Here is a 21,052-nt window from a genome sequence, read left to right as displayed (position 1 = left end):
CCGATCAGCGGCCGCGATCCAGGAGGATCACGTCGAGCCGGCGCGGTCCGTGCACGCCCTCGACGCGCTCGAGCTCGATGTCGCTGGTGGCGGACGGGCCCGAGATCATGGTGATCGCGGCGGTGGGATCCAGCCGGGCCAGGGCCTCCGGGACCAGCTCGACCACGGTGTCCAGCGGCACGATGCACACGTGGTGGTCCGGCACGAGGGAGATCCCCCGGCGGCCCTCGTCCGGCCGGCCGGAGAGGAAGATCGTGCCCGTCTCCGAGCAGGACACGGTGGAGGAGGTGACCACGGCGTCGACGGCGTTCAGCACCCGCACCTCGAGGGCCCCGCGATCGCCGGTCGTGGGCTCGACGATCCTCCACCGGCCCTCCCGCTCGGGGAGCGCGGCCTCCCGGGGGGACTCCCCCGCGTCCTCGGACACGAGCTCCGACGCCGCGCTCACGCCGACGTCCCCGGGCAGCCACGCCTCATCCAGCCCCGGCGGCACCACGTACGCGCGGGCCTGCCGGAGGAGGGCGTCCACCCGGTCGGCCACGGTGGCCAGGTCCTCGCGGAACACGGCCGCCTTGTAGTCCTCCAGCCGATCGACGAGCTGCTCGACGACCGCCTCGCGGTCCCGGAGGGACTCACGTCGGTAGCCCCGGGCGACCGGCTCGGGAACCGGCCGGTCCTGGAGCGCCTCGCGCACCCTGTTCAGGATCACGTCCTTGGCCTCGCTCACTTGTCCTCCTCCTCGCGCTCGGACACGTCGACCGACTCCACGGATCGGGCGGCCGGGGCGGGCACCCCGTCGGCCCCGCGGTTCCGACTCCACCAGTTCCGGAAGGACTCCCGGGGCGGGGCGGGGACGTCCCGCTGATCCGTCCACCCGCCCGCGATGCCGGGCAGCCGGCCCAGGATGCGGTCCGGCCCCGCGGCCGCGCGGCCGGCGGGCAGGCCGCGCTCGACGGCGGCCATGCGCGCACCGGAGGACATCACCGTCCGCGCGCCCGCCATCATGAGGTCCATCTGGGACGGCACCGTGGCCCGGACGGCCGCCCTCGCCTTGGCGACTGCGCCCTCGGCCTCCCGGACGGCCGCGCGCTTCGCGGCGTGCGCGGCCCGGACCTCCTCGTCCCTGAGGTGCACGAGGATCGAGGGGATGTCGATGGCCACCGGGCAGACGTCGTAGCACGCCCCGCACAGGGAGGACGCGTACGGCAGGGTGCCGTTCGCCCCCTCCTCGACGCCGGTCAGCTGGGGCGAGAGGATCGCGCCGATCGGCCCCGGGTAGACGGAGCCGTAGGCGTGGCCGCCAGTCTGCTCGTAGACCGGGCACACGTTCATGCACGCCGAGCACCGGATGCAGTGCAGTGCGGAGCGGCCCTGCGGGTCGGACAGCACCGCGGACCGGCCGTTGTCCAGGAGGACCAGGTGGAACTCCTGGGGGCCGTCGCCCTCCGTGACCCCGGTCCACATCGAGGTGTAGGGGTTCATGCGCTCGCCCGTGGAGGAGCGCGGCAGCAGCTGGAGGAACACCTCGAGGTCCTGGAAGGTCGGCACCAGCTTCTCGATGCCCATGACGGTGATGAGGGTCTCCGGCAGGGTCAGGCACATGCGGCCGTTGCCCTCGGACTCGACGACGGCGAGGGTGCCGGTCTCCGCGACCCCGAAGTTGGCGCCCGAGATCGCCACGGAGGTGGAGAGGAACTTCTCCCGCAGGTGGCGCCGGGCGGCCTCGGCCAGGTCGCGGGGCTCGGAGGTCAGGGTCTCGTCCGTCTCCGCCATCTCCCGCACGAAGATCTCGCGGATCTGCTCGCGGTTCTTGTGGATGGCGGGGACGAGGATGTGGGACGGCCTGTCATGGCCCAGCTGCACGATGAGCTCGGCGAGGTCGGTCTCGACGGCGGCGACGCCCTCCGCCTTAAGCGCCTCCTCCAGGCCGATCTCCTGGGTGGCCATGGACTTCACCTTGATGACCTCGTCCACCCCCTTGGCCTTCACCAGCTCCGTGATGATCCGGTTGGCCTCGGAGGCGTCCCGCGCCCAGTGGACCACGCCGCCGCGGGCGGTGACATTGGCCTCGAGCTGCTCGAGCAGGGCGGGCAGGTCGGCCATGACCTGCTGCTTCAGCGCCGACCCCGCCCGGCGCAGCTCCTGCCAGTCGGGCAGCTCCTCGACCACTCTGGCGCGCTTGCCCCGGATGGTGTGGGTGGCGTGGCGGATGTTGGCGCGCATCTGCCCGTTGGCCAGCTGCTCCTGCGCGGACTGCCGGAACGGCTGGTCCAGGACGATCGCGCCGTGGCCGTGCACGGGGCGGACGGTGGGGATCCCCAGGGCGGTGCGGGTCATCGGGCGGCCTCCTCGGCGGCGCAGGCGGCAGGACGGCGGCGCCCCCCGGGGATGCTGAGCTCCACGGGCCCGTCCACGTCGAGCGGTCGTTCCCGGGTGGAGGCCAGGAGCTCGGCGAAGTGGACGGTCCGCACCGGTCGGCCCTCGTCGGTCACCGTGCCCCGGCGGGAGAGGGCGCCGCCGAGGTGCAGCAGGCATGAGGCGTCGCCCCCGGTGAGCACCTCGGCCCCGGTCCTGCGGACGTTGTCGATCTTCTCGTCCGCCATGGCACCGGAGACGTCGGGGAGCTTCATCGAGAAGGTCCCGCCGAAGCCGCAGCACTCCTCGGCGTCGGGCAGTTCGCGGTAGTCGATCCCCCCGATGGTGCGCACGAGGTCCCGCTGCCGGTCGCCCAGGCGGAGCAGGCGCATGCCGTGGCAGGAGGGGTGGTACGTGACGGTGTGCGGGAACCAGGAGCCCAGCTGGGCCGCGGCGTCGGTCACGCCGAGCACGTCGGTGAGCAGCTGGGAGAGCTCGTGGGTGCGGCCGGCCACGGTCTCGGCGTCCCGGGCCAGGGCCTCGTCTCCCGCACGGCGGGCGACCATCGGCTGCTGGTGCCCCAGCGAGGCGACGCAGGAGCCGGAGGGGGCGACGGCGACGTCGTAGTCGGCCGCCATGAAGGTCTTCACATGGTTGCGGACCACGGGGACCGCGTCGTTGAGGTAGCCGGAGTTGACGTGCATCTGCGAGCAGCAGGCCTGCCCCGAGGGGAAGACCACCTCGTGGCCAAGGCGCTCCAGGACCTCCACGGTGGCCAGGGCCACCCGGGGGTGCATCGCGTCCACGATGCACGTGGCGAACAGGGCGATCCGCATGGGTCCTCCTCGGGGGACGGCGGGGTGGGGTGTGGTCAGACCATACCAGGCGCGTGGCGGCCGTCACAGCCCGCGTCGTGACGGAGCTCCGCCGGAGCCACCCCCGCGCCCCCTTGCGCAGTGACCGACCTCACAGTACTCTGCGTGGTCTGACCACTGTGGACTGACCACATGCCGGCCCGGGCGAGCCCGAGCCGGAACGACACCGCCCCGCACCGGCACCCGCCGCCGACCCTCCCGGAGGATCCGTGCAGACCTACACCGCCCTCCCCGACGCAGCCGGCAGCCTCGGGCTGTCCGCCGCGCTGGGGGCCCTGCCCCTGCTGACGTTCTTCATCACCCTCATGCTCCTCAAGCTCAAGGCGTGGCAGTCCGGCCTGGCCGCCCTGGCGGTCGCCCTCGGCGTGGCCGTGCTCGGCTTCGGCATGCCCGCCGGGCTCGCCCTGCTGTCCGCCGCCCAGGGCGCCGCCTTCGGGCTCTTCCCGATCGTGTGGATCGTGGTGATGGCGCTGTGGTTCTACCAGGTGACGGTGCTGTCCGGGCGGTTCGAGGACATGCGGGCCATCTTCGACTCGATCGGCGGCGGGGACATCCGCATCCAGGCGGTGCTCATCGCCTTCTGCTTCGGCGGCCTGCTCGAGGCGCTCGCCGGGTTCGGCGCGCCCGTGGCGATCACGGCGACGATGATCCTGGCGCTCGGCATCCCGCCGCTGCGCGCGGCCACGGCCGTGCTGCTGGCCAACACCGCGCCCGTGGCGTTCGGCGCCGTCGGCATCCCGATCACCACCGCGGGCACCCTCACGGGCATCCCCGCCGAGCACATCGGCGCGATCGTCGGCCACCAGGCCCCGTTCGTGGCCGTCCTCGTCCCGTTCCTGCTCGTGCTGATCATCGACGGTGCCCGCGGCATCCGTCAGACCTGGCCGGCCCTGCTGGTCATCGGCACCGCCTTCGCCCTGTCCATCTGGTTCGCCTCCACCTACTTCTCCTACGAGCTCACCGACGTGGTCGCAGCCCTGGTCTCCATGGGCACGGCCGTCGTCATGCTGCGCTTCTGGCGGCCCAAGGGCGCGGCCGAGGCGCGCGCCCGGCTGGGTGTCACCGACGCCCCGGCCGCCTCCACCCTCACCCCCGTCCGCGTGTGGATGGCCCTGCTGCCCTACATCGTCGTGGTGACCGTCTTCGGCCTGGCCAAGCTGGTCCCGCCGATCACGGCCGCTCTGTCCTCCGCCACCACGAAGACGCCCTGGCCGGGCCTGGACGGCCGTCTGGCCGACACCGCCGGAGCCCCGATCGCCAACACCGTGTACAAGGCCGAGTGGCTCGCCTCCCCCGGCACCCTGCTGCTGTTCGCCGGCCTGGTGATGACCGTGGTCTACTCCGTGTTCGACGACGGCGGCCGCTACCGGCTGGGCGTGGGGGACGCGGTGGCCGAGATCGGCCGCAGCTTCTGGCGCATGCGCTGGTCCGCCCTGACCATCATGACCGTGCTGTCCCTGGCCTACGTGATGAACTTCTCGGGCCAGACCATCGCCATGGGCACGTGGGTGGCCGGCCTGGGCACGGCCTTCGTGTTCCTCTCCCCGGTGCTGGGATGGCTCGGCACGGCCGTCACCGGCTCGGACACCTCCGCGAACGCCCTGTTCGCCAAGCTCCAGCAGACCGCCGCCCACAACATCGGCGCCGATCCGGCCCTGCTCGTGGCCGCGAACACCTCCGGCGGCGTGGTGGGCAAGATGATCTCCCCGCAGTCCCTGGCCATCGCCGCGACCGCGGTCTCCCTGGAGGGCCGGGAGAGCGAGATCCTGCGCCGGGTGGTCGGCTGGTCCGTGGGCCTGCTGCTGCTCGTGTGCGTGATCGTCTACCTGCAGTCCACGGTCCTGTCCTGGATGCTGCCGGCCGCCCCGTGACGCACGGCTCCTCCGAGGCGGAGGCCTAGGATGGGCAGTCCACGCCGCCATCCGTCTCGGAGGAGACACCCGTGCCCGACACAGCCCCGCGCGCCCACACCGTGATCCTCGACTGGCTCGAGGACGAGCTGCGCGGCGGCCGGGTGCGGGTGGGCGACAAGCTGCCCGGCGAGCGTGCCCTGGCGGAACGCTTCGGCATCTCCCGGGCCTCCGTGCGGGAGGCCACCCGCATCCTGGACGCGATGGGGCTCGTCCGCTCGGGCACCGGCTCCGGCCCCACCGCCGGTGCCGTGGTGGTCTCCGAGCCCTCGGCCGCCCTCGGATGGGCGCTGCGGATGCACGTGGCCACGCAGGCCCTGCCGGTCTCGGACATCGTCGCCACCCGTGTGCTCCTCGAGACCGAGGCGGCCCGCCTCGCCGCGCGTCGGCACGGCGACGCTGAGCTCGGCGACGACCCCCGACGGGCCGCCATGGCCCAGGCGGCCACCCTGCTGGAACGCATGGACGACCCCGCCCTGCCACGAGACGTCTTCCATGAGCTCGACGCCCAGTTCCACATCACCCTCGCCGCCCTGAGCGGCAACGTCGTCACCGAGACCATCATGGCGTCGCTGAGGCAGGCCGTCGTCGGCTACGTCCAGGAGTCTGTGGCTGCCCTGGCCGACTGGGACGCCGTGCGCCGACGGCTGCAGGACGAGCACCGCGGCATCCTCGCGGCGGTCGATGCGCGCGACGGCGAGCTGGCCGCCGCCTCTCTGCGCGAGCACATCCTGGGCTTCTACGCACTCGCGACGGGTGATCTCGCGGACTGAGATCCGCGGGAGCCGTGCACGCCGCTGACACCGGCCCGACAGGCCAGGACCATCCCGAGGAGGGCGAGGACCAGGGCGAAGGCCGACTCCGCGAGCACGACGGTCCCCGCCCTGAGGCCAGGACGGCCCCGGCACCCGCGGTCAGGACCGCGGCCGCGGCGGCGGGGGCGCACCCGGTCGTGGAGGATCCGGGCTCGAGGCAGTCCCGCCAGAGGATCGCCCCCGCCGCGGCCCAGCCGCCGGCGGCCAGTAGCGCGGTGACGCCGGCGAGCGTCGCCGGCAGTGCCCGCCGGCTCTACCGGTGGGAGGCGCGAGCTGCGGCGGCCAAGGTCCCCCCCGGTCCACCGGGCGGTCGGGCGGCCGGGGGTGTCGTCCTGGCCGAGGGCCACCAATGCCGCGCCGGTGACGCTCAGCACGGGCACCAGCAGAACGAGAAGGGAGCTCGCCTGCCCGAGCGCCGACGCCGGCTCTCCCGGCTTCCCCGGCTCCCCCGGCTCGAGCGTCCCCACAGCGAAGGCCACGTGCACCAGGAGCGTGAGGAGGCCGAGCGCGGGCAGCGCCCACCGGCCGCGGGCGCCCGGACCTGGCCGCAGCCCGAGCGTCGCGGGCAGCGCCGCCGCGCCGACGAGCGCGTAGCCGGCCGCCACCGGGAGGTCGATGCCGGGCACCTCGTCGAACGCGTCGTCGTGCATGGGGCATGCCACGGCCCAGAGGTCGGGGGTGAGGCACCCGAGCCAGCGGACCGTCCCGCCCATCACGAGGGCCAGCCCGCCCAGCAGCAGGAGGGCGGCGCTCAGGAGCAGGGCCGAGGTCGTGCCGCGGCGGTGGGGGGCGGGGGACGGGAGCATGACGCCTCGCTTCCGGGACGGCCGCGTGGGGGCGGTCCCGGCTCCAGCCTGGCCGGAGTGGGCGTGCGGGTCACCCACGCCGGGGTGACGGGCCGGTGAACGTCGCGGGCCGGCGTCGCCGTCCTCCCGGGTCAGGCCGTGGCGAAGTGCACCAGGATGCCGGTGCCCACCGAGGCCAGGGCCACCATGGCGCACACGAACTCCACGAGCATGCCCAGGCCCATGGCCTTGAGCGCGCCCCACGAGGAGGCCAGCGCCGCGCGGGCGTCCTTGCGGCGGCGCCACTCGGCGAGGAACAGGCCGACCGCGAAGCCGAGGAACAGGCCCACGACCGGCACGACGAAGAAGCCGATCACCGCGCCGGCGACGCCGGCCAGGATCGGGCCGCGGGGGACGCGCTCCCGCACGAGGCGCCGACCGGTCAGGGCCGCGGAGGCGCTCACGCCGGCGATCGACAGGCCGGCGGCCACGAGGCCGAACGTCCAGGAGGCGGTGGAGCCGAGGATCCATGCCCACGCCACGGAGACGACCGCGTTGAGGGTCGAACCGGGCAGGATCGGGTAGACGGTGCCGACCAGGCCGACGATCAGCAGCAGGACGGCGAGGACGGACACGAGCACGGCGAGGGTCACGGTCCCAGTATGGGCGACGCCGCCGCGTCCCTCGGGTGGGGCGCGGCGGCGCGGAGGGAGCGGCGGCGTCGCGGGCGGGCCGGTCAGCCCAGGTCGGCCAGGAGGCGCTCGGCCAGCGCCGCCGAGGACGCCGGGTTCTGGCCGGTGTAGACCGGGCCGTCCATCACCACGTGGGAGGCCCACGGCTCGGCGGCCTTCTCGTACTCGGCGCCGATCTCCTTGAGGCGGTCCTCCAGCAGCCACGGGGCCTTGTCGGCCAGGCCCGCCTGCTGCTCCTCGACGTTGGAGAAGCCCGTCATGCGGCGGCCGTGGAAGGGGCCGGGGCCGGCGTCGTCGTCGAGCTCGGCCGCGAGTGCCGCCGCCGGGGCGTGGCACAGCAGGGCGACCGGCCTCCCCTCAGCCACGCGCTCGCGCAGGAGGGCACCGGAGCCGGCGTCCACGGCGAGGTCCTCCATGGGGCCGTGGCCGCCGGGATAGAAGACGACGTCGTAGGCCTGGCCGTCCACCTCGTGCAGGTCCTGCGGGGCGGAAAGCACGGGGGCGAGCTCCTCGAGGCGGGCGCGCAGCGCGGCGGTCTCCTCCTCGGAGCCGCCCATCTCACCGAGGCTGCCCTCGTCCACCACGGGCACGACGGCGCCCGGCGTGGCGACGGCGATGTCCCAGCCGGCCTGCTCGAAGCGGTCGTACGGGGCCACGAGCTCCTCGGCCCAGAAGCCGGTGGGGTGTTCGCTCCCGTCCTGCAGGGTCCAGTGGCGGGCTCCGGTGAGCACGAACAGCACGGAAGGCATGGGGATGGTCCTCTCGACGTCGGGGATGTCCTCCGCGGGGCCGGTGCGGTCGCGCGGGTGCCGTCCACCGTAGGAGCGCAGGGGCGCCGGACGGAACGCCTGCGGGGCGGGCCTGCGGTGGGAGACGTGCGGCACGGCCCGCGCCCGCCGCCGCCCCGTCAGGCCTCCCCCGCCCCCTCCGGGGGCCACCGGCTCTCCTGCGTCTGGAGGAACTCGAACACCTGCACCTCCTCCACGCCCGGGAACGCCCCGCTGGGCATGGCCGCCAGCAGGTGCGCGTTGGCGCGGGCCGCCGGCCAGGCCTGCCCGCCCCACGCGGCCTCCAGGTCCGCCGAGGGCAGCCGGCAGCACTCCGGGTCCGGGCAGGTGCTGCGGGTCCGCGCGGAGGTCTCCCGGCCGCGGAACCACTTGGCGTCGTCGAAGGGCACGCCCACCGTGAGGGAGTAGAAGCCGGTGGAGGTCGGCTCGACCACCGCCGCCGACCAGAACGTCCCGGCGGGGGTGTCCGTGTACTGCGGGAACGCGCCGAGGTGGTCGGCCACGGAGAACACCTGCCGGCTGGTCCAGTGCCGGCAGGCCGTCTGCCCCTCGATCGCCCCGATGTGGTCCGTGGGGAACGGGATGCCGTCGTTCTCGTACGCCTTGTGGAACACCCCGGACTCGTGGACCTTCGCGAAGTGGCAGGTCAGTCCCAGGTGCTCGGTGGCCAGGTTGGTGAACCGGTGCGCAGCGGACTCCCACGAGACGCCGAACCGGTCCCGCAGGTCGTCCACCGAGAGGTCGCGGCGCTCCTTCGCCTCGCGCAGTGCGCGCACGGTGCCGCGCTCCGGCATCATCATCGCCGCGGCCAGGTAGTTCGTGTACACGCGCTGGCGGAGGAACTCCGCGTAGTCGGCGGGCTCGCCGTGGCCCAGCACCGAGGAGCACACCGCCTGCAGGAGCACCGCGCGCGGGTCGTGGTCCGGGCGGCGGGACCGAGACAAGTAGATGCGGCGGTTCTTCAGGTCCGTGACGGAGCGCGTCGAGTGCGGCAGATCGGGCACGAACCGGACCGCGAACCCCAGGTGCTCGGCCAGGGCAGAGACGTGGTGGTGCGTCAGCGGGCCGTCCGCCACGTCCACCGCCTCCCGCAGCTCCTGGGCCCGGCGCTCCAGGTCCGCGTAGTGGTTGCCGCAGGCGCGCATCTCCTCCCGGAGGGCGCTGTTCGCCCGGCGCGCCTCCTCCGGGGTGGACACGCGCTCGGCCATCTGCCGGTCCAGCTCGGCCTGCAGCCCCGCGATCACCTCGAGGACCTCGTCCGGGGTGCGCGAGCCGATCCTCAGGGAGGGCAGGCCCAGCCGCTGGAACAGGGGGCCGCGCTGCGCCCGCTCCACGGCCACCTCCAGGGCCGCGCGCCGGCTCGGCGCCTCCGGGGTCAGCAGATCCTCCACCTTGACGCCGTGCACGTCCGCCAGGGCGGTCAGGAGGGTCAGCCGCGGCTCGCGGTGCCCGTTCTCCACGAGGGAGAGGTGGGAGGCGGTCACGCCGACCTTCCCGGCGATGTCGGACAGCGTCGCGCCGGACGTCCGGCGCAGGTGGCGCAGCCGGCGGCCGAGCACGAGGGGGTCGACGCGCGGGGGCTCGTGGGCGGGGTCCGTGGGAGTGGCCATGCCGACGAGGGTAATGACAGTCACACCTGGGAGACCGTCTGTGAAGTCAACATTCGCGCCTCTGACCCGCTTCGCGGGCAGAGACCCATCCATGAACAGCCCAGGACGCAAAGAATCCTTTTTCTTGACAGAGCGGGAAGAAGGCCCCGAACTTTCCTGCGACTCCGGGTCCCGGTCAGGTGTGCGTCGGGCCACAGTGGTTCCACACCCCCCGGGGAGACGCCGCCGCAGCACCGCGGAGGCCCGCCCCGTCCCCCACCCGAAAGGACCAGGACCATGACCGAGCAGACCGTGCAGCAGATCGCCCAGGAGATCCAGAAGGACTGGGACACCAACGACCGCTGGGCCCACATCGAGCGCACCTACACCGCCGAGGACGTCGCCAAGCTCCGCGGCCGCGTCCAGGAGGAGCACACCCTCGCCCGCCGCGGCTCCGAGAAGCTCTGGGAGCAGCTGACCTCCGAGCACGCCAAGGGCGAGTTCACCAACGCCCTGGGCGCCCTCACCGGCAACCAGGCCGTGCAGCAGGTCAAGGCCGGCCTCCGCGCCGTGTACCTCTCCGGCTGGCAGGTCGCCGCGGACGCCAACCTCTCCGGCCACACCTACCCGGACCAGTCCCTCTACCCGGCCAACTCCGTGCCGGCCGTGGTCCGCCGCATCAACAACGCGCTGCTGCGCGCCGACCAGATCGAGTGGTCCGAGGGCATCAAGACCGTCGAGGACTACCTGGTGCCGATCGTCGCCGACGCCGAGGCCGGCTTCGGCGGCCCGCTCAACGCCTACGAGCTCATGAAGGGCATGATCGCCTCCGGCGCCTCCGGCGTGCACTGGGAGGACCAGCTGGCCTCCGAGAAGAAGTGCGGCCACCTGGGCGGCAAGGTCCTCATCCCCACCGGCCAGCACGTCCGCACCCTGAACGCCGCGCGCCTGGCCGCCGACGTCGCCGGCGTGCCCTCCGTGATCATCGCCCGCACCGACGCCGAGGCCGCCACCCTGATCACCTCCGACGTCGACGAGCGCGACGCCGAGTTCATCACCGGCGAGCGCACCGCCGAGGGCTTCTACAAGGTCAAGAACGGCGTGGAGCCCTGCATCGCCCGCGCCAAGGCCTACGCCCCCTACTCCGACCTGATCTGGATGGAGACCGGCACCCCGGACCTCGAGCTGGCCCGCAAGTTCGCCGAGGCCGTCAAGTCCGAGTTCCCGGACCAGATGCTCTCCTACAACTGCTCGCCGTCGTTCAACTGGAAGAAGAACCTCGACGACGCCACGATCGCCAAGTTCCAGCGCGAGCTGGGCGCGATGGGCTACACCTTCCAGTTCATCACCCTGGCCGGCTTCCACGCCCTGAACCACTCCATGTTCGACCTGGCCAAGGGCTACAACGAGCGCCAGATGTCCGCGTACGTGGAGCTGCAGGAGCGCGAGTTCGCCGACGAGACCCGCGGCTACACCGCCACCAAGCACCAGCGTGAGGTCGGCACCGGCTACTTCGACGCCGTCTCCACCGCCATCAACCCCGAGTCCTCCACCGTGGCCCTGAAGGAGTCCACGGAGGCGGGCCAGTTCCACTGAGCCGTCGACGACGACACCTCACGACTGCGAAGGAACCCGTCATGATGACCCTGCAGACCACCCACTCCGACACCACCGTCAACGGCGTGCGCGTCCTCGGCGAGCCGGTCCCCGGCCAGGACCGTGTCCTGACCTCGGCCGCCCTGGAGTTCCTCGCCGCGCTGCACCGCGGCGTCGAGGGACGCCGTCGGGAGCTGATGGACGAGCGCGCCGCCCGCCGGCGTCGCATCGCCGAGGGCGAGACCCTCGACTTCCTCCCGGCCACCCGCAAGGTCCGCGAGGACACCTCCTGGCACGTCGCTCCGCTGGCCCCCGGCCTGCGCGACCGCCGCGTGGAGATCACGGGCCCGGTGGACCGGAAGATGACCATCAACGCCATGAACTCCGGCGCCAAGTGCTGGCTCGCGGACTTCGAGGACTCCTCCACCCCGTCCTGGGAGAACGTGATCGCCGGGCAGGTAAACCTGCAGGACGCCATTCGCAGGACCATCTCCCTGACCACCCCGGAGGGCAAGGAGTACACCCTCGGCGGCGTGCAGCTCGTGGACCGGCCCACCATCATCGTGCGGCCCCGCGGCCTGCACCTGATGGAGGACCGCATCCTCGTGGACGGCCAGCCGGTCTCCGGCGCGCTCGCCGACTTCGCGCTGTACTTCTTCCACAACGCGAAGGAGCTGCTGCGCCGCGGCCGCGGCCCGTACTTCTACCTGCCCAAGACCGAGTCGCACCTCGAGGCGCGGTGGTGGAACTGCGTGTTCGTCCGGGCGCAGGACCTGCTCGAGATCCCCCAGGGGACCATCCGGGCCACCGTGCTGATCGAGACGATCACCGCGGCGTTCGAGATGGAGGAGATCCTCTACCAGCTGCGCAACCACGCCGCCGGCCTCAACGCGGGCCGCTGGGACTACATCTTCAGCGTCATCAAGACCTTCCGCGAGCGGGGCGAGGACTTCGTGCTCCCCGACCGCTCCGAGGTGACGATGACCCAGCCGATGATGCGGGCCTACACCGAGCTGCTCGTGCGCACGTGCCATCGGCGCGGGGCGTCGGCGATCGGCGGCATGGCCGCGCAGATCCCGAACCGCAGGGACCCGGAGGCCAACGCGGCCGCCCTGGAGAAGGTCCGCGCGGACAAGACCCGCGAGGCCGAGGACGGGTTCGACGGCTCGTGGGTGGCCCACCCGGACCTGGTGCCCGTGGCCATGGAGGTGTTCGACGCCGTCCTGAAGGACCTGCCGAACCAGATCCGCACCCGCCGTCGGGAGGACGTCGTCCCCGACGCCGCCGCCCTGGTGGACGTGAGGTCCACCACCGGCTCCATCACGGAGCAGGGGCTGCGGATGAACATCGAGGTGGGCATCCGGTACGTGGAGTCCTGGCTGCGGGGCAACGGCGCCGCCGCCATCCACAACCTCATGGAGGACGCCGCCACTGCGGAGATCTCCCGCTCCCAGATCTGGCAGTGGATCCGCACCGGCTCCACCGCCCGTCTGAGCGACGGCGGGGAGCGCACCGTGACCCGCGAGTGGGTGGAGCAGGTGACCGAGGAGGAGTTCGGCCGGATCGAGCGCACCGAGGGCGACCGCTTCGACGACGCCCGGGAGATCTTCACCTCGGTGGCCCTCGCCGAGGACTTCCCGGACTTCCTCACCCTGCCGGCATACGAGCGGTTCCTCTCCGCCGAGGCCCGCCGCCGGTCCGACCACGGCGCCTGAGCCGCCGCACCCTCCCGAATCGACTGCGGTTCTGACCCTTCTGGGGCCCCGAACGGGGCTGTGAAGGGTCAGAACCGCAGTCGATTCGCGTGGGTGTGAGGGAGGGTCAGAGGCCGGCGAGGAACGCCCGGTGGAAGGACCAGTCCCCGGTGACCTCCGGGTGGAAGCTCGTGGCCGTCACATGCCCCGCACGCACGGCGACGGGCAGGTCGGCGCAGGCGGCGCCGTCGTCACGGCGGGGCACGGAGGCGAGCACCTCGACCCCCTCCCCCACGCGGACCACCGCGGGGGCGCGGATGAACACCGCGTGCACCGGGTCTGCGGAGACGGCCGGCACCCGCAGGTCCGCCTCGAAGGAGTCCACCTGGGATCCGAACGCGTTGCGGCGCACCGTGACCTCCAGGACGCCGAGGCTGCCCTGGTCCGGAGCGGGGTTCTCGATCCCCGCGGCCAGCAGGATCATCCCCCCGCAGGTGCCGTAGGCGGGCAGGCCGTCGCGGATGGCGTCGGCGAGGGGGTCCCGCAGGCCCATGATCCGGGCCAGGCGGTCCATCACGGAGGACTCCCCGCCGGGCAGCACGATCCCGTCGAGGCCGGCCAGGTCGGCCGGCCGCCGGACGGGGCGGGTGCGGGCGCCGAGCGCCTCGAGGACGTGCACGTGCTCGCGCACGTCCCCCTGCAGGGCGAACACGCCCACGGTCTTCTGCACGGGACTCATGCCGTCGATCGTAGGCGCCCGCACCCGCCCGTCAGCTCACCAGCCGCGCTCGGCCAGGCGGTGCGGGGCGGGCAGGTCGCCCACGTTGATGCCCACCATGGCCTCGCCCAGGCCGCGGGAGGCCTCGGCGATCGCGGCGGGGTCGTCGAACTGCGCGGTCGCCTTGACGATCGCCTTCGCGCGCGCGGCGGGGTCGCCGGACTTGAAGATGCCGGAGCCCACGAAGACGCCGTCGGCGCCCATCTGCATCATCATCGCCGCGTCGGCCGGGGTGGCCACGCCGCCGGCCACGAACATCACCACGGGCAGGGCGCCGGTCTCGGCGACCTCGCGCACCAGCTCGTACGGGGCCTGCAGCTCCTTGGCGGCCACGTACAGCTCGTCCGTGGACAGGCCCTTCAGCTGCGCGATCTCCTTGCGGATGGTGCGGATGTGCTTCATGGCCTCGGAGACGTCGCCGGTGCCGGCCTCGCCCTTGGAGCGGATCATGGCCGCGCCCTCGGTGATGCGGCGCAGGGCCTCGCCGAGGTTGGTGGCGCCGCAGACGAACGGCACGTCGAAGCCCCACTTGTCGATGTGGTTCACGTAGTCGGCCGGGGACAGCACCTCGGACTCGTCGATGAAGTCCACCTTGAGGGCCTGCAGCACCTGGGCCTCCACGAAGTGGCCGATGCGCGCCTTGGCCATCACGGGGATGGACACGGCCTCCACGATCCCGTCGATCAGGTCCGGGTCGGACATGCGGGCCACGCCACCCTGGGCGCGGATGTCGGCGGGGACGCGCTCGAGCGCCATGACGGCGACGGCGCCGGCGTCCTCGGCGATCCGGGCCTGCTCCGGGGTGACGACGTCCATGATGACGCCGCCCTTGAGCATGTCGGCCAGGCCGCGCTTGACGCGGGTGGTGCCGGTGCCGCGAGCGCCGTCGTCGGCGGCGTCGGTGGTGGAGGCGGAGAAGGACTGCGCGGGGGTCTTGCCCATGGGTGTACCTCTTCTTCTGGAGGGGGGGAGGACGACGCCGGCCGACGCGTGCGCACGCGCGTGCCCCGGGCGACGTCGTCGGGATGGAGCTATCGTGCCACGCCGGTCAGGCGTTCCAGAGGCCGTACGAGTCCGCGAGGTCGGCGATCTTCTGGGCGCGGAGCAGGCGCGGGAGGTAGGAGCCGTCGCCCACCGTGGCACCGGCGGCGTGCTCGTCCAACAGGCCGTGGGCCCAGCGCACCTCGTCCTCGGACGGGGACAGGCCCCGGTTGATCCACTCGACCTGGCCACGGTTGAGGCAGAGCCGACCCGTCATGCCCATGGAGTTGGTCACCCGTGAGGACTCCTGCACGGCCTCCTCGTCGTCGCCCGCGCCGGGCGGGCCGTCCACCGCGCCGGGCAGCCGGCCCACGCGGGAGGCGATCACCATGCGCGAGCGCGCGTAGGCCATGGCCAGCGGGTCCTCCCCCACACCGACGTCCTTGCGGAAGTCGTTGACGCCGAACGCCAGACGGAACGTGCCGGGCGCCTTGGCCACGGCCGTGGCGTTCTCGATGCCGAGGGCGGACTCCAGCAGCGCGATCACGGGCGTGCCGGCGCGCAGGCGCATGGCGGTGAAGGTCACCTGCTCCGGCTCCTCGGTCTCGGCGAGCACCACGCCGCGCACGCCCTCGAGCCCCTGCAGCGCCTCGAGGTCGCGGGCCCAGTGGTCCGTGGAGGTCGCGCCGATGCGCACCCACGCGGTCATGCCGCCGGAGAGGGCGTCGACGACGTTCTGCCGCGCCTCGTCCTTCTTCTCCTCCGGCACGGCGGCCTCGAGGTCGAAGATCACGGAGTCCGCCTCGGAGGCCAGCCCGGGCGCGAAGTCCTCGGGCTTCGCCGCGTTGACGAGCAGCCACGAGCGGCTGAGCTTGGCGGGCAGCGCGGCGGCACGGCGGTTCCTCAGGGGCATGGGTCCATGCTATCCGCGGGCCCGGCCGCGGTGGGCGGACCGTAGCATGGGGGCCATCACACGGCCGCCCCGCGGCCGCGCCCCCGCCACCGTCCGCACCGCCGCGTCCATCCCGCCGCCCCCCCTCTGAGAGGTCCGCATGCGCCGCTCCCCGTCCTCCGTCCTGACGACGGCGGCCGCCCTCACCGCCGCCGGCGTCCTGCTGGGCGGCTGCGGGCTGCTCCCCTCCGGCGGAGAGCCCGCCACGGGGGGCTCGGACGGCCCTGTGGACCTGCTCGGCCACGACACCTCGGACATGGCGCCCCTGACCGTGCACCTCGTAGTGCCCCAGGACGAGGCGGACCCGTCCTTCGAGGGCCGCGCGTTCGGCTGCGGCGACCTGCTGGTGCCCGTGCAGACCGTGCCCTCCGGCGGGGTGGACCGCGCGGACGCGGCCGTGGACTTCCTCTTCGACGACGACCAGGGCGAGCACGGCGACCCGACCCTCGTGAACGAGGTCGAGGCCACCTCCGAGACCCTCACCCCCACCGGGCACCGGCGCGACGGCGACACGGAGGTGTTCACGTTCTCCGGCACCGTCACCGCCGACGACGCATGCGCGGCCGAGCGCATCCGCGCCCAGCTGGCCGAGACGGCCCGCTCCCAGACGGACGCCGCACGGGTCCGCCTCGAGGTGGACGGGCGGGACCTCGACGACGTCCTGGGCCTGGCGCCGCTGGCGCTCGGCGACCCGGCCGCCGGGGGCGGGGCACCGGCGCCGTCCGCGGAGCCCGAGCCCGAGCCCGCCGAGGAGACCGAGGACGCCGGAGGGGGCGCCGAGCCCTCCGGCGAGTCCTCCTGGAGCCCCGAGTCTTCCTGGAGCCCCGAGCCCACGCCCGCCTGGAGCGCCGAGCCCACACCGGAGGAGAGCCCGACGCCGGGGTGGGGCGCCGAGCCCACCAGGGACGGCACCGGGGACGGCGAGGACGCCGGGGCGGGCCGGGTCACCGCGCCTCCCGAGCCGCCCACGGACGTCTCCACCGCGTGGAACGGGGCGGACGCCACCGCCACCACGGCGCCGCTCGACGCCGTCCCGGACGTCGACGGCGCGGGCACCGGCACCGCGGGCACGGGCGTGGACGGCGATCCGAGCGGCCCCGCCACGGAGCGCACGGGCCCGACGGTGGACCCGGGAGGCCCGGACGCGCCCTGACCGTCCGGTGCCGACCCCTTCCCCCCGCGCGGCCGGATCGTATATGATCCGTCGTATGACGCAGAGCACATCGCCCGCCACCCCCACGGTCGCCGAGCAGGACTTCACCGCCCGCCAGAACCGCCCCGGCAAGGTCGTGGCGCTGCACCTCAACTACCCCTCCCGGATCGCCCAGCGCGGCCGCTCCCCGAAGTTCCCCGGGTACTTCCTCAAGGCCGGCACCTCGATCGCCCGCTCCGGCGACGTGATCGAGCGCCCCGCCGGCACCGAGCTGCTGGCCTACGAGGGCGAGATCGCCCTGATCATCGGCCGCACCGCCCGGCGCGTGAGCCCCGAGGAGGGCTGGTCCTTCGTCTCCGGCGTCACCGCCGCCAACGACTGGGGCCTCTACGACCTCCGCCACGCGGACAAGGGCTCGAACGTCAAGAACAAGTCCGGCGACGGCTACACCCCCCTCGGCCCGGCCGTGATCGCGGCCGCCAACCTGGACCCCGCCGCCCTGCGCGTGCGCACGTGGGTCAACGGGGAGATCGTCCAGGACGACACCACCGAGGGCCTCGTCTTCCCGTTCGGCCAGCTCGTGGCCGACCTCTCCCAGCTCATGACGCTCGAGGAGGGGGACGTCATCCTCACCGGCACCCCGGCGGGCTCCTCCGTGGCCCAGCCCGGCGACGTCGTCGAGGTGGAGGTGGACGCCCCCACCGCCCCCGGCGCCCCGTCCACGGGCCGCCTCGTGACCACCGTGGTGGCCTCCGAGCACCCGATGGCCGACTACGGCCACGGCCCGCAGGTGGACGACACCCAGCGCGAGGAGGCCTGGGGCTCCCGCGAGGCCGCGGGCCTCGCCCCGAAGGCCGACGACGGCGCCGCCGCCCCGACGTCCCCGGCCGCCTCCTCCTCGGCGGTGGACGAGGACGGCCACTGGGTGCCCTCGGCCCCGCAGCCGGACCGGACCCTGCTGACCCCCGAGCTGCGCGCGAAGATCGAGGCGACCGCCGTCGCCACCATCACCGCCCAGCTGCAGAAGCGCGGCATCCAGAACGCCACCATCGACGGCCCCCGCCCCTACCACCCGGGCCGGCGCGTCCTCGGCTACGCCAAGACCCTGCGCTACGTGCCCAAGCGCGAGGACCTCTTCACGGAGTTCGGCGGCGGCTTCAACGCGCAGAAGCGCGCGATGGACTCGGTGCAGCCGGACGACGTGGTGGTCATGGAGGCCCGCGGCGAGCACGGCACCGGCACCCTCGGCGACGTCCTGGCGCTGCGCGCTCAGGTCAACGGCGCGAACGCGGTGATCACCGACGGCGGCGTGCGCGACTCGGAGGCCGTCCGCGAGGTCGGCATCCAGGTCTACGCCAACGCCGCGCACCCGGCCGTCCTGGGCCGCCGTCACATCCCGTGGGAGGTCGGCGGCACCATCGCCTGCGGCGGCACCACCGTCCAGCACGGGGACATCGTCATCGGCGACGACGACGGCGTCGTGGTCGTCCCGCCGTCGCTGCTGCAGGAGGTCGTGGACGACGCCTACGAGCAGGAGCTGCAGGACGCATGGGTGTACGAGCAGGTGAAGGCCGGCCACCCGGTGGACGGGCTGTTCCCGCCGAACGCAGAGTGGAAGGCGAGGTTCGCCGAGCACCGCGCCACCCTGCCGGACGCCCCGCGGCCGGAGGGCGACGCACGAGCATGAGGACGGACACGGGCCGGGCGGGGACGCGCACCGGGCACCCCTCCAAGGCCGACCAGGCCTACCACGCGATCCTCGAGGGGATCCGGGACCAGCGCCACGAGCCGGGCGACCGGCTGGTGCTGTCCCAGATCGCCGCGGAGCTGGACATGTCCGTGGTCCCGGTGCGCGAGGCCATCCGCCGCCTGCAGTCCGAGAACCTCGTGGCCTACGAGCGCAACGTGGGCGCCACGGTGGTGGGGATCGACCCGGTCGAGTACCGCCACACGATGGAGACGCTGGCGCTGGTGGAGGGCTTCTCCACCGCCCAGTGCGCCCCGCACGTGACCGCCCGGGACATCGCCGCCGCCCGCGCGGTGAACGCCCAGATGCGCGCGCTCGCCGCGTCGGAGGAGGCGTGGGACCCGGTGGCGTTCACCGAGCTCAACCGCCGCTTCCACTCGATCCTGTTCGAGCACCACCAGAACGAGCACGTGCACGACCTGGTGCACCGCGGCTGGAACCGCCTGGCGGCGCTGCGCTCCTCCACGTTCGCGTACGTGCCCGGCCGGGCGGAGGCCTCCATGGACGAGCACGAGCAGCTCCTGCGGCTCATCGAGACCGGCGCCCGCTTCGAGGAGATCGAGGCCGCCGCCCGCGCCCACCGGCTCAACACCCTGCACGCCTACCTCAACCACCAGAACTGAGAAGAGGACCCCATGACCGAGAAGACCAGCATCGAGGCCCGCAAGCCCGAGGGCCTGCCGGACGTCCTGCGCCACTACATCGACGGCGAGTTCGTCGACTCGATCGACGGCGACACGTTCGACGTCCTCGACCCGGTGACCAACGAGCCCTACATGAAGGCCGCCTCCGGCAAGGCCGCGGACGTGGACCGCGCCGTCGCCGCCGCGAAGAGGGCGTTCGAGTCCGGCGAGTGGTCCCAGGCCCTGCCGCGCCAGCGCTCGCGTGTGCTGCACCGGATCGCCGACATCATGGAGACCCGCGGCGACCAGCTGGCCGCCATGGAGTGCTTCGACACCGGCCTGCCGATCAAGCAGGCGAAGGGCCAGGCCGCCCGCGCCGCCGAGAACTTCCGCTTCTTCGCGGACCTGATCGTGGCCCAGCACGACGACACCTTCAAGGTGCCCGGCCGCCAGATCAACTACGTGAACCGCAAGCCGATCGGCGTCGCCGGCCTGATCACCCCCTGGAACACCCCGTTCATGCTGGAGTCCTGGAAGCTCGCCCCGGCGATCGCCACCGGCAACTCCGTGGTGCTCAAGCCCGCCGAGTTCACCCCGCTCTCGGCGTCCCTGTGGGGCGGCATCTTCGAGGAGGCCGGCCTGCCCAAGGGCGTGTTCAACATGGTCCACGGCTTCGGCGAGGAGGGCTTCGCCGGCGACCCGCTGGTCAAGCACCCGGACGTGCCGCTGATCTCCTTCACGGGCGAGTCCCGCACCGGCCAGATCATCTTCGGCAACGCCGCCCCGCACCTGAAGGGCCTGTCCATGGAGCTCGGCGGCAAGTCCCCCGCCGTCGTCTTCGCGGACGCGGACCTGGACACCGCGATCGACGCGACGATCTTCGGCGTGTTCTCCCTCAACGGCGAGCGCTGCACGGCCGGCTCCCGCATCCTCGTCCAGCGCGACGTCTACGACGAGTTCGTGGAGCGCTACGCGGCCCAGGCCTCGAACGTGAAGGTCGGCCTGCCGGACGACGAGACCACCGAGGTCGGCGCGATCGTGCACCCGGAGCACTTCGAGAAGGTCATGTCCTACGTGGAGATCGGCAAGTCGGAGGCCCGCCTGGTGGCCGGCGGCGGCCGCCCCGAGGGCTTCCCGGAGGGCAACTTCGTGCAGCCCACCGTGTTCGCGGACGTGGCCCCGGACGCCCGGATCTTCCAGGAGGAGATCTTCGGCCCGGTCGTGGCCATCACCCCGTTCGACACGGACGAGGAGGCCCTGGAGCTGGCCAACAACACCAAGTACGGCCTGGCCGCCTACATCTGGACCAACGACCTCAAGCGGGCCCACAACTTCGCGCAGAACGTGGAGGCCGGCATGGTGTGGCTGAACTCCAACAACGTGCGCGACCTGCGCACCCCGTTCGGCGGCGTGAAGGCCTCCGGCCTGGGCCACGAGGGCGGCTACCGCTCGATCGACTTCTACACCGACCAGCAGGCCGTGCACATCAACCTCGGCGAGGTCCACAACCCGGTGTTCGGCAAGCAGGAGCAGGCCGCCGCGAAGATGGACGGCTGACCCGACCGGCCCCGGTGACCCCGACGGCGCCCGCACCCTCCCCGCGAGGGTGCGGGCGCCGTCGTCGTGGCAGGGCTCAGGGCCCGTGCCCCCCCCCTCCCCCGGGGCGGCCCCCCCGCGGGGGGGGGGGGCGGGCGCCCGCCCAAGCCGGGGCACCAGCCC

At 73.2% G+C, this 21,052-nt stretch carries 18 protein-coding genes; 8 read left to right on the top strand and 10 right to left on the bottom strand.

What is annotated here, in order from left to right; all coding sequences use genetic code 11:
• Positions 1–4: 4 nt before the first annotated feature.
• The 3 genes from Q4D18_RS01005 to Q4D18_RS00995 are packed head-to-tail and all read right to left on the bottom strand — an operon-like array spanning position 5 to position 3,191.
• On the bottom strand, positions 5–727 hold the full coding sequence (locus Q4D18_RS01005; RefSeq protein ID WP_303124913.1) for an LUD domain-containing protein: 723 nt from the start codon (positions 725–727) through the stop codon (positions 5–7).
• Entirely contained in the window at positions 724–2,337 is a 1,614-nt protein-coding gene (locus Q4D18_RS01000) for a LutB/LldF family L-lactate oxidation iron-sulfur protein (protein WP_303124911.1), read from the bottom strand. Before Q4D18_RS01000 ends, Q4D18_RS01005 begins: the two co-directional genes overlap by 4 nt.
• Positions 2,334–3,191, bottom strand: coding sequence for a (Fe-S)-binding protein (locus Q4D18_RS00995; protein WP_303124908.1), 858 nt, complete (start codon positions 3,189–3,191; stop codon positions 2,334–2,336). The genes Q4D18_RS01000 and Q4D18_RS00995 overlap by 4 nt, the downstream gene beginning before the upstream one ends.
• Before the next feature lie 248 nt (positions 3,192–3,439).
• Between Q4D18_RS00995 and Q4D18_RS00990 the strand changes: the two genes are divergently transcribed.
• Together Q4D18_RS00990 and Q4D18_RS00985 are read left to right on the top strand one after the other, a co-directional pair.
• A complete protein-coding gene (locus tag Q4D18_RS00990) occupies positions 3,440–5,101 on the top strand; it encodes an L-lactate permease (protein ID WP_303124907.1) in 1,662 nt (553 codons plus the stop codon).
• Positions 5,102–5,172: 71 nt separating this feature from the next.
• Positions 5,173–5,913: a FadR/GntR family transcriptional regulator gene (locus tag Q4D18_RS00985; protein WP_303124905.1), complete on the top strand. Its 741-nt coding sequence runs from the start codon at positions 5,173–5,175 to the stop codon at positions 5,911–5,913.
• On the opposite strand, the gene Q4D18_RS00980 is transcribed toward Q4D18_RS00985, so the two are convergent.
• From Q4D18_RS00980 to Q4D18_RS00965, 4 genes are all read right to left on the bottom strand, one after another.
• Positions 5,880–6,761 carry a hypothetical protein gene (locus Q4D18_RS00980; protein WP_303124903.1) on the bottom strand — a complete coding sequence of 294 codons (882 nt, stop codon included), beginning with the start codon at positions 6,759–6,761 and terminating at the stop codon, positions 5,880–5,882. The genes Q4D18_RS00985 and Q4D18_RS00980 overlap by 34 nt on opposite strands.
• A gap of 131 nt (positions 6,762–6,892) precedes the next feature.
• Entirely contained in the window at positions 6,893–7,393 is a 501-nt protein-coding gene (locus tag Q4D18_RS00975) for a DUF456 domain-containing protein (protein ID WP_303124901.1), read from the bottom strand.
• Positions 7,394–7,476: 83 nt separating this feature from the next.
• A complete protein-coding gene (locus Q4D18_RS00970) occupies positions 7,477–8,181 on the bottom strand; it encodes a type 1 glutamine amidotransferase domain-containing protein (protein WP_303124899.1) in 705 nt (234 codons plus the stop codon).
• Between the two features lie 158 nt (positions 8,182–8,339).
• The gene (locus Q4D18_RS00965; RefSeq protein WP_303124898.1) at positions 8,340–9,830 is read right to left on the bottom strand and encodes a helix-turn-helix domain-containing protein; all 1,491 of its coding nucleotides are present in this window, start codon (positions 9,828–9,830) and stop codon (positions 8,340–8,342) included.
• A 276-nt stretch (positions 9,831–10,106) separates the two neighbouring features.
• On the opposite strand from Q4D18_RS00965, the gene aceA reads away from it, so the two are divergent.
• Both aceA and aceB read left to right on the top strand, forming a co-directional pair.
• The gene (gene aceA / locus Q4D18_RS00960) at positions 10,107–11,405 is read left to right on the top strand and encodes an isocitrate lyase (protein ID WP_303124897.1); all 1,299 of its coding nucleotides are present in this window, start codon (positions 10,107–10,109) and stop codon (positions 11,403–11,405) included.
• A gap of 41 nt (positions 11,406–11,446) precedes the next feature.
• Complete coding sequence (gene aceB, locus Q4D18_RS00955; protein ID WP_303124895.1) at positions 11,447–13,120, top strand: malate synthase A; 1,674 nt, start codon at positions 11,447–11,449, stop codon at positions 13,118–13,120.
• Positions 13,121–13,226: 106 nt separating this feature from the next.
• Here aceB and pdxT read toward each other — a convergent pair whose 3' ends face one another.
• The 3 genes from pdxT to Q4D18_RS00940 all read right to left on the bottom strand — a co-directional run bounded on the left by pdxT (position 13,227) and on the right by Q4D18_RS00940 (position 15,771).
• A complete protein-coding gene (pdxT, locus tag Q4D18_RS00950; protein ID WP_303124894.1) occupies positions 13,227–13,838 on the bottom strand; it encodes a pyridoxal 5'-phosphate synthase glutaminase subunit PdxT in 612 nt (203 codons plus the stop codon).
• Positions 13,839–13,874: 36 nt separating this feature from the next.
• A complete protein-coding gene (gene pdxS / locus Q4D18_RS00945) occupies positions 13,875–14,819 on the bottom strand; it encodes a pyridoxal 5'-phosphate synthase lyase subunit PdxS (protein ID WP_303124893.1) in 945 nt (314 codons plus the stop codon).
• A 106-nt stretch (positions 14,820–14,925) separates the two neighbouring features.
• Positions 14,926–15,771, bottom strand: coding sequence for a CoA ester lyase (locus Q4D18_RS00940; RefSeq protein ID WP_303124892.1), 846 nt, complete (start codon positions 15,769–15,771; stop codon positions 14,926–14,928).
• Positions 15,772–15,910: 139 nt separating this feature from the next.
• Here Q4D18_RS00940 and Q4D18_RS00935 point away from each other — a divergent pair, with 139 nt between their 5' ends.
• From Q4D18_RS00935 to hpaE, 4 genes are read left to right on the top strand one after another with little or no spacing between them, the layout of a single operon-like run.
• Positions 15,911–16,963: a hypothetical protein gene (locus Q4D18_RS00935; RefSeq protein ID WP_303124891.1), complete on the top strand. Its 1,053-nt coding sequence runs from the start codon at positions 15,911–15,913 to the stop codon at positions 16,961–16,963.
• Between the two features lie 55 nt (positions 16,964–17,018).
• Entirely contained in the window at positions 17,019–18,650 is a 1,632-nt protein-coding gene (locus Q4D18_RS00930) for a fumarylacetoacetate hydrolase family protein (RefSeq protein WP_303124889.1), read from the top strand.
• Entirely contained in the window at positions 18,647–19,333 is a 687-nt protein-coding gene (locus Q4D18_RS00925; protein WP_303124887.1) for a GntR family transcriptional regulator, read from the top strand. The genes Q4D18_RS00930 and Q4D18_RS00925 overlap by 4 nt, the downstream gene beginning before the upstream one ends.
• A 12-nt stretch (positions 19,334–19,345) precedes the next feature.
• Complete coding sequence (gene hpaE / locus Q4D18_RS00920; protein ID WP_303124885.1) at positions 19,346–20,890, top strand: 5-carboxymethyl-2-hydroxymuconate semialdehyde dehydrogenase; 1,545 nt, start codon at positions 19,346–19,348, stop codon at positions 20,888–20,890.
• Positions 20,891–21,052 lie beyond the last annotated feature (162 nt).

The organism is Micrococcus sp. (genome assembly GCF_030523875.1).
Lineage (GTDB): Bacteria > Actinomycetota > Actinomycetes > Actinomycetales > Micrococcaceae > Micrococcus.
The sequence above is the reverse complement of the archived record's forward strand: the minus strand, read 5'-3'. Positions and strand labels throughout refer to the sequence as shown.

Bases quoted from the DNA above. Each gene is read 5' to 3' on its own strand.
- Q4D18_RS01000 (WP_303124911.1), bottom strand. From the start codon at position 2,337: ATGACCCGCACCGCCCTGGGGATCCCCACCGTCCGCCCCGTGCACGGC.
- Q4D18_RS00995 (WP_303124908.1), bottom strand. From the start codon at position 3,191: ATGCGGATCGCCCTGTTCGCCACGTGCATCGTGGACGCGATGCACCCC.
- Q4D18_RS00980 (WP_303124903.1), bottom strand. From the start codon at position 6,761: ATGCTCCCGTCCCCCGCCCCCCACCGCCGCGGCACGACCTCGGCCCTG.
- Q4D18_RS00970 (WP_303124899.1), bottom strand. From the start codon at position 8,181: ATGCCTTCCGTGCTGTTCGTGCTCACCGGAGCCCGCCACTGGACCCTG.
- Q4D18_RS00965 (WP_303124898.1), bottom strand. From the start codon at position 9,830: ATGGCCACTCCCACGGACCCCGCCCACGAGCCCCCGCGCGTCGACCCC.
- aceA (WP_303124897.1), top strand. From the start codon at position 10,107: ATGACCGAGCAGACCGTGCAGCAGATCGCCCAGGAGATCCAGAAGGAC.
- aceB (WP_303124895.1), top strand. From the start codon at position 11,447: ATGATGACCCTGCAGACCACCCACTCCGACACCACCGTCAACGGCGTG.
- pdxT (WP_303124894.1), bottom strand. From the start codon at position 13,838: ATGAGTCCCGTGCAGAAGACCGTGGGCGTGTTCGCCCTGCAGGGGGAC.
- pdxS (WP_303124893.1), bottom strand. From the start codon at position 14,819: ATGGGCAAGACCCCCGCGCAGTCCTTCTCCGCCTCCACCACCGACGCC.
- Q4D18_RS00940 (WP_303124892.1), bottom strand. From the start codon at position 15,771: ATGCCCCTGAGGAACCGCCGTGCCGCCGCGCTGCCCGCCAAGCTCAGC.
- Q4D18_RS00935 (WP_303124891.1), top strand. From the start codon at position 15,911: ATGCGCCGCTCCCCGTCCTCCGTCCTGACGACGGCGGCCGCCCTCACC.
- Q4D18_RS00930 (WP_303124889.1), top strand. From the start codon at position 17,019: ATGACGCAGAGCACATCGCCCGCCACCCCCACGGTCGCCGAGCAGGAC.
- Q4D18_RS00925 (WP_303124887.1), top strand. From the start codon at position 18,647: ATGAGGACGGACACGGGCCGGGCGGGGACGCGCACCGGGCACCCCTCC.
- hpaE (WP_303124885.1), top strand. From the start codon at position 19,346: ATGACCGAGAAGACCAGCATCGAGGCCCGCAAGCCCGAGGGCCTGCCG.